Here is a 6,883-nt window from a genome sequence, read left to right as displayed (position 1 = left end):
CCAGTGTTTTTGGCTACTATGGTTACAGAAGCCGTAAGGATACTTTCATGCTTTAAAACGTCTACCTCTAAAGCAAACACAAAAAAAGCTGCACGCATAGTGCAGCTTTTTTTGCAAAATTTCCTTGATTTTTCATGCTTTTCAACACAACCAAATTTTTCGACATCCACGTAAAGCTTTTATAATCACGAGAAACAAGCTTAAAAATAAAAGATTTTTTCAACAATTCTATTTACTTATGTTTTTTCTTTAAAAAATTTCTTAGATGAAATGTTGACTCCATCGATTATATATATGCGTTACAGCGCAATAAATATGCAACTATTGCTCTATTTTTGCCATTTAAGCAAAACGAATTTCGCAGAAAAATATTCCTACACAATCAACAACTTTTCTTAATATGGAAAGCATATCAATCTTACATCTCATGTAAGAGGGAGCATTATGCGGTTAACATTTCATCCACACATAATATGAGAGAATAAGGTGAAATTCCTCTGGTACAAAGGAAATACCAGCCTACCAAATTATCTATTCTCAACAACGCGACACGCTCACCGCCTCAATACCAGTACTTTAGTTTGAGTATACGAACACAATTTACATTTTAGATTAAATGTATCAAATAAATAGTGAACACAAAATCTATGAATAAACAACGATTTAACTTTACACGCTTCAAACAAAGAACCAAATTCTATAATCATGCGTTATTAATTTTTTTTGTAAATATTTTTATACAGAGATCAAAAATCTTACTATTGCTTTCAATACAAGAAACCTACATAAACAATTTCATCTTGATAAACACAACATGCTATATAAGCTCGATTCTATTGATGCTTATGAACACAAGTCTATAAAGCAGATTGAAGTTGCCTCTATTGAAGTAAAAGATGGGCAAGAAAAACTGTATCTTATTGTGGAAAGCAGAAGTATTTTCGAAAACATGTTGCACGATCTGGAAAAAGCGAAAATCCATTGCGGTCGTGAACATTTCAAAGCTTTAGGAGAAAATACCCAATATATTGTTTCTGATAATTATGAAACTTTTATCGATCAAGCACTTCAAAAAGATACCATAACAACTTGAAAAAATGTTTGAGCAATGGAAACAGCCCTCCCCTGTTGTTTATAAAATGCAACTTTTTCCTGCTCTATAATTTACAAGCTCTTCCTTATAACCGATTTTAATTTTTATTAAACGATTAAGAGATCGTCGAACCTTTTCCAGAAAAGGCTGCACATTTAAGAAAAGAAAATTGTAAACTATTGAGAATACATTTGCCCCCAAACAATCATTTAATTATAAAAATGATACATAAACACACATTGAATTTTTCAGTCAATAATTTGATTTATAAAGCTTTTAAAGCATTTTCCATATTAAATAATAAATGTAAATGGAGAAGGCATATACATTTGTCTAGGTTCCGCTTTTGCTCTTATGCAGATAGAGTTGACGGCGAATAGACTCCTCGATAAACTCATTGAGATCAACTTAACTGATGGCTTCATTTTGGAGGAAGAGGGATTGTATACAAGGGGACCATCAGCGCTTCCAATCACATTCATCCCCATATTAAAGCCATCACAAACAGGTGTTCATTCTCAAAGTCTGTGATTTATGGGGTAGAACCAATATTTTAAAGAGTGTCTGTAGGGAGCATGATCATGCAAAAGGTGGATTCCTATACCAAATCAGAAAGGTATGTAATATATACCGTAATTATTTCCAGCATACTCCCCTTGCTGGACGGGAGCATTGTCAATGTCATCCTTCCTAACCTTGCGCATTATCTTTCAGTAGAGGAAAATAATATACAATGGGTTGTAACATCCTATTTTCTTGCCACCGTACCAGGATTGTTGATAGCAGCTTTTGTGCAAGGAAGAATAGGTATCAAAAAGACTTGGTTTCTTGCAAGCTTCATTTTTATGCTTGGATCACTGGGGGTAGGATTAAGCTATAATTTTCCAACCATTATATCTGCCCGTATCGTTCAAGGTTTCGGGACCGGTCTTTTGCTGCCCCTTAGCCAAACCATTATTGCGTTACAGTTTGGGCAGACACGGGTGCGCCAAGCCATGGGCACCATAGCCGTACCAACAGTTTTCGCTCCTGCCTTTGGTCCGCTGGTAGGCGCCTCGCTTGCTCAGTATGTGTCTTGGCGTTTGTTATTTTTTATCAATATTCCGCTTATTTTATTGGCACTCACCATTGGAGCAAAACATTTAAAGAGCAACGAAACAACAAAAACAAAATTTAACTTATTTGCATTTTTAGCATTTTTCATATCGCTTATTTCGTTTTTCTATCTCACAGAAGCCAGAAATATAAAGAACAACACCTCCGTATATATCCTAGCACTTATAGCGATGATATCTCTCATATTGTTCATTGTTTCTAATCAGAAAGCAAAAAACAAATTAATCGTCTTTAGCGGATTTCAAAATGCGCGCTACACATTACTCATGATCATGGGGCTTGTTTCTTCATTTCTTTTTTATAGCTTCCTCGTTTATTTTCCTTTAGCCGTTGCCATGGAAAAAGCCCATGAAAATAGCCTTCTCATCATCGGCGCAGTCCTTGCTCTACAAGGGGTAGGTGCATGGATCGGAAGGAAATTTATTTACCAAAAATGGAAAGAAAAAACTCCCTTTTTCATGATAGGAATTGGTTTGGTGATATCAAGCTTTGGATTATTATGCTTCGGCTATAATATAAGCATGGATGGGCTTGGATTCTTGCTAAGAGGCATAGGGCTTGGCATCACCACCATTGTCTGCCTTTCCGCCCCTATCCAATATGTCAACAGCTTATACGTCAAAGATACAGCAGTTATCACACGCATATTACAGCAAATAGGCGGAGCCTTGGGGGGTGTATTCGCTGGATTTTTGATCCATTCGCTGACAGAAGAATATCTGTCCTTAAACCAAACATATCTCATATTCTTTATATTCTCTATCGCTGCATTTTTACTGTTTTGCCTTGCATTCTCCTTGTCGCATAAAGAAAAGGGCTCCGATTTATGATATGCTTTGTTTGAACGCCTTCTCAATAACATTTGCAACGACATATAATATCATAGAGCAGTTTACCACTTTTCGAGAAACCAACACACTGAAACCTTGACCACAGCCTTCATCATTTTTATGAAAGGACACTAAACCGACAAGCTCCTTAAGCTCTAAAATTTGGCCATCTCCAATAACATGCGGTGTTTATCAACATCATACTTGCTTTGTGCTCTTGGACACCTCTCAAAACCTCTTGAAATATGGGATTCTCTGTTGGTATCTTTGCAAATATCCACGAAATTAAGCACCCATTTCAATGCGGAATAGTCCCATAAACACGCTAACAGACACCCCTACAGCACCAGCATAGAATATGGCATCCCGCGCGCCCGCCCCCCCCAAATGCTGATCATCTTCTGCCACGCATCGCGATGTAGAAAATAGCAACGTGCTGCAAACTTGGCGATGTTATTCATCTCATTTAAACCTCATTGAATTGCTATGCTTGCATAACCGCAACAGGTTCAAATGAAGATGAAGCGACAAAAACATCTGATAAAGCAGCATCTCTCTCCATTCCATTGTGAACTGTCAACAGAAATCTACCCCTCTTTAATAAAAAAGCCTTCTCTCATTGAGGGGAAAATTTTTAAAAATATTGAAAATCATGATGCACGATGACAGACAGCAAACCATCTCTAAAAAGGCTGTTTTTTACTTTTACAGTGTGCTCTGAGATTTCTCTAACATTTTCCTGCCTTTAGATTTTCCTTATAAAATTTACGGACAAAAGAAGCTTTTCAGAACTCTTTTACACATAACTTCATTGCTTCAAGCTCCCTTACAGGCACGATAAACGTGTATATTTCCATCACGACCAAATACGCGAGATTAACAGCGGATATCATGAAAACAGCCTTTTTATAGAAACCGGTAAGCTTTAACGGAATAAACGAGATTGGTAAACCGATCCCCTACCCACTCATTACTCTCTACCGGTTATGCGAACAAAGAGCGCCATCTACTCTTTCTGACAAGCAAAAAAAACACACAACATTTGGTAACATACCACTGTTGAAATTCTTGTCACAAAACCTTCCTTATTGTCATGTCAGAGATTATGCGCATTGCCTGCTTCTCATCTCCAATAAACAATCTGCCAATAAAGAATGTTATTGCAGTTACGATAATACAAAATTATACTTCTATTCTCATTCTATATTTTTCGAATTATCACACATTATCCACCCCCTTCACTGTTATAACAATGAAAAGAGAAAAAATTAAAACACAATATGGCATTTCTCTTTCACAAATCTTATATAAGCCACAAAATTGTTGCGCGACTTTCTATGCAAGGTCAAGCAATAAAATCATACTCTAAAAACCACTCCACACACCACTTTTTGATATTATAAAGCCATAAAATGCAATTATCGTCTCCGCAAAAAATATCTCAGAAAAACAAAATCCCTCCTGCAATCATTGGACTACTTCCTCCAATGTTTGCATACCATTATACGTGTAAGGAGTTAGATGACTTGTTTATTGGATCATTTGCTCCTTCTGAGATTCCAGAAGGTACAAAACGCGAAAAAGTTAAAGCATGGCTACGTGCAATCAATTCTCAATGCGAAGAACCACTTGAGTTCCTTGGTAACCTGCTTAGTTATTTTATGGAAAAAGAATATTATGATCCAGACTCAAGCGGATTAAATCCATCATTATATGAAAAAATTTTACAGTTACAAAAAGATAAACGTAAAATTTTAGAAACGTTAAAGAAAGATGGATTGGAATATCAGCGTGGAGGGTATATTATCAAAGCAGGTCTTCTTTCTATAAAAGAGCTACAAAAACGTATTGCAGAGAAAGGACTTTCAGCAGTAGAAATCGAAATAAATAGGGCATTAGAAAATATAGAAAAAGATCCAAGGGAGGCAGTTCTATTTGCAGCAAATCTATTGGAAGCCTCTTGCAAAGCTTATCTCGACCACCATTCTATCCCATATGCAGAAAACGCCCGTAATAATCTGCCTGCTTTATGGGAAGAAGTCGTTAAGAAAGCTAAGATCCATCCCAAAGATTTGAAGCAAGAAAACTTAAAAAATCAAGATCTAGATGCAAATGACTTAAAAATGATCACATCCGGTCTGTATCAAGTTGTGCATGGTACTATGAATTTAAGAAACAAGAAAGGTGCAGCGCACGGCCGCTCAAAAAAGGATTTTGAACTAATCAATCTCAAACCTCGCCATGCGCGTTTAACTTTTAATGCCGCCCATTCCCTCTCAATTTATATCTTAGAGCTCATGGATCAGCCATAATAAATAAAGAGCACTATTCTTACATGCCATAACCATTTTCTCTTTACAGGCTTTTTGCTACCAACATAATGCTTTACCCTCTACAAAACACTCTTTGCAAATAATCGGGGTATCGTTACGATCATAGGCATTTTAGGTTTTGTCTTTTAAGACAAAAGGCTAGCAAAGCCTCCACTCCACGCATGTTTGTCTTTTTTATCCCAAAACAACATCATTTTCATCAAAAGCCTATCATAACATTTTATATTTCGAGCTAAGAGCAAGAGCAAATTTTCTTAAATCATTTTCTGGAAGCTTTTTCACCTTCTCCAGATGCTTTTAATTCTATAAGAAAGCAGCCCCTAGGTATTGTTAGCAATTAAAAAATAGGCAAGATTGGACTACAGTAGCAGGCCCTTTATGTTGATTTTTCTTGAAGGTTTCTGCCCCTTTAAAAAGATTGTGTGCCATGACGAAGAGTTTGGCTTGCGTTTTTCATTAGAAGCAAGTTTTGTAGCTTTTTATGATATTAAGATAGAGGTAAGTTGGAAGCGTTTTTTTCACCTTCTCGCCATTTTTTATGTATGAGTGGAGATGTTCCGTTTTTTCTCAAGCCAAATTGCAGATATAAGACAGTTTTTTTTCTGAAAGACGAGGATATCTGAAAGTTTTGGAGAGGACTTTGATTATTTTTGGTTCTGTTTGTAGGATTTTTTGGGTCTTCTGGAATAAGATCGTGAACGATTAGTTTCAGAAAAGGATTGGGAAGTTTGCATTTTAGAGAGGCAAAGCTCAGTTTTCAAATTTCAAACTCCAACAACATGTTTTTTAGCTTATTTTTAAGCATCTAGAATGAAGGTTTATTTTAATAAGTTCTCTCGTGAGGGACGAGATGATAGCAATAAGACTTTTCCTCATATAGCAACGCTGCTTGGCAAGGATGCAACTTGGATGTGATATAGACGGACAAATATAATATGAGTGATGGTGCATTGTAAGTTTTATAATACAAATCATCAGATCAAGAAAGAAGATATTGATAGTTTTTATAGTAGTCAGTGGGAAAAAAATCCTCACCTGTCATATTCTTATCGATAGCACTCGAAACAGAGTGGAGTGATAACGCTTCTCATATTTTTGCAGTCCAAGAAATCCAGATTCAAAGGATTAATCTGTTTGATTGAGAAAACAGTCAAATAGATTTGAGTCCTTTTGAAGAAAAAGGAGAAGCTACGCTTAAGAAAAAAAACCGAAAAAGCTTTTAGATCATCAACAAGAAGCGCTTAAAGCTTGTTCTGTGAGGGGTTCTAAAAGAAGCAGACTGTTGCGAATTGATTATGGCGTGTAGGACGAGAAAGACCTTACTAGTCTTAAAGATAGCAGAAACTCTTGCTGGGAAAGGCAAGCGTATTTTATTTTTTGTACTCTCTCTTTTTAATATCCCAAACGATAAGAGAATGACAGCAGATACAGAACCACCCTTACGTTTTTTTTCTGTCTGTTCCGATACACAAGTTAGCAAACCTGATAAAAACCAAGATTCTACTGCAATG

4 protein-coding genes and 1 pseudogene are annotated in these 6,883 nt (G+C 36.2%); 4 read left to right on the top strand and 1 reads right to left on the bottom strand.

The genetic code is table 11. From position 1 onward, the window contains the following. Positions 1 to 814: 814 nt before the first annotated feature. Both ACFIJK_RS08580 and ACFIJK_RS08575 read left to right on the top strand, forming a co-directional pair. Complete coding sequence (locus tag ACFIJK_RS08580) at positions 815 to 1,093, top strand: hypothetical protein (protein ID WP_375627501.1); 279 nt, start codon at positions 815 to 817, stop codon at positions 1,091 to 1,093. A 581-nt stretch (positions 1,094 to 1,674) separates the two neighbouring features. Next, positions 1,675 to 3,039, top strand: coding sequence for an MFS transporter (locus tag ACFIJK_RS08575; protein ID WP_375627502.1), 1,365 nt, complete (start codon positions 1,675 to 1,677; stop codon positions 3,037 to 3,039). Between the two features lie 285 nt (positions 3,040 to 3,324). On the opposite strand, the gene ACFIJK_RS08570 is transcribed toward ACFIJK_RS08575, so the two are convergent. Then, positions 3,325 to 3,447: a hypothetical protein gene (locus ACFIJK_RS08570; RefSeq protein ID WP_375627500.1), complete on the bottom strand. Its 123-nt coding sequence runs from the start codon at positions 3,445 to 3,447 to the stop codon at positions 3,325 to 3,327. Positions 3,448 to 4,565: 1,118 nt separating this feature from the next. On the opposite strand from ACFIJK_RS08570, the gene ACFIJK_RS08565 reads away from it, so the two are divergent. Both ACFIJK_RS08565 and ACFIJK_RS08560 read left to right on the top strand, forming a co-directional pair. Continuing rightward, the gene (locus tag ACFIJK_RS08565) at positions 4,566 to 5,351 is read left to right on the top strand and encodes an abortive infection family protein (RefSeq protein WP_375627499.1); all 786 of its coding nucleotides are present in this window, start codon (positions 4,566 to 4,568) and stop codon (positions 5,349 to 5,351) included. 966 nt (positions 5,352 to 6,317) lie between these two features. Continuing rightward, positions 6,318 to 6,883, top strand: a pseudogene (locus ACFIJK_RS08560) (DEAD/DEAH box helicase family protein); the annotation flags it as partial.

This window comes from Bartonella sp. PS17NMGDW (assembly GCF_042193555.1).
GTDB classification, from domain to species: Bacteria; Pseudomonadota; Alphaproteobacteria; order Rhizobiales; family Rhizobiaceae; genus Bartonella; species Bartonella grahamii.
The sequence above is the reverse complement of the archived record's forward strand: the minus strand, read 5'-3'. Positions and strand labels throughout refer to the sequence as shown.

Coding starts and splice junctions, on each gene's coding strand:
- ACFIJK_RS08580 (WP_375627501.1), top strand. CDS start 815: ATGCTATATAAGCTCGATTCTATTGATGCTTATGAACACAAGTCTATA.
- ACFIJK_RS08575 (WP_375627502.1), top strand. CDS start 1,675: ATGCAAAAGGTGGATTCCTATACCAAATCAGAAAGGTATGTAATATAT.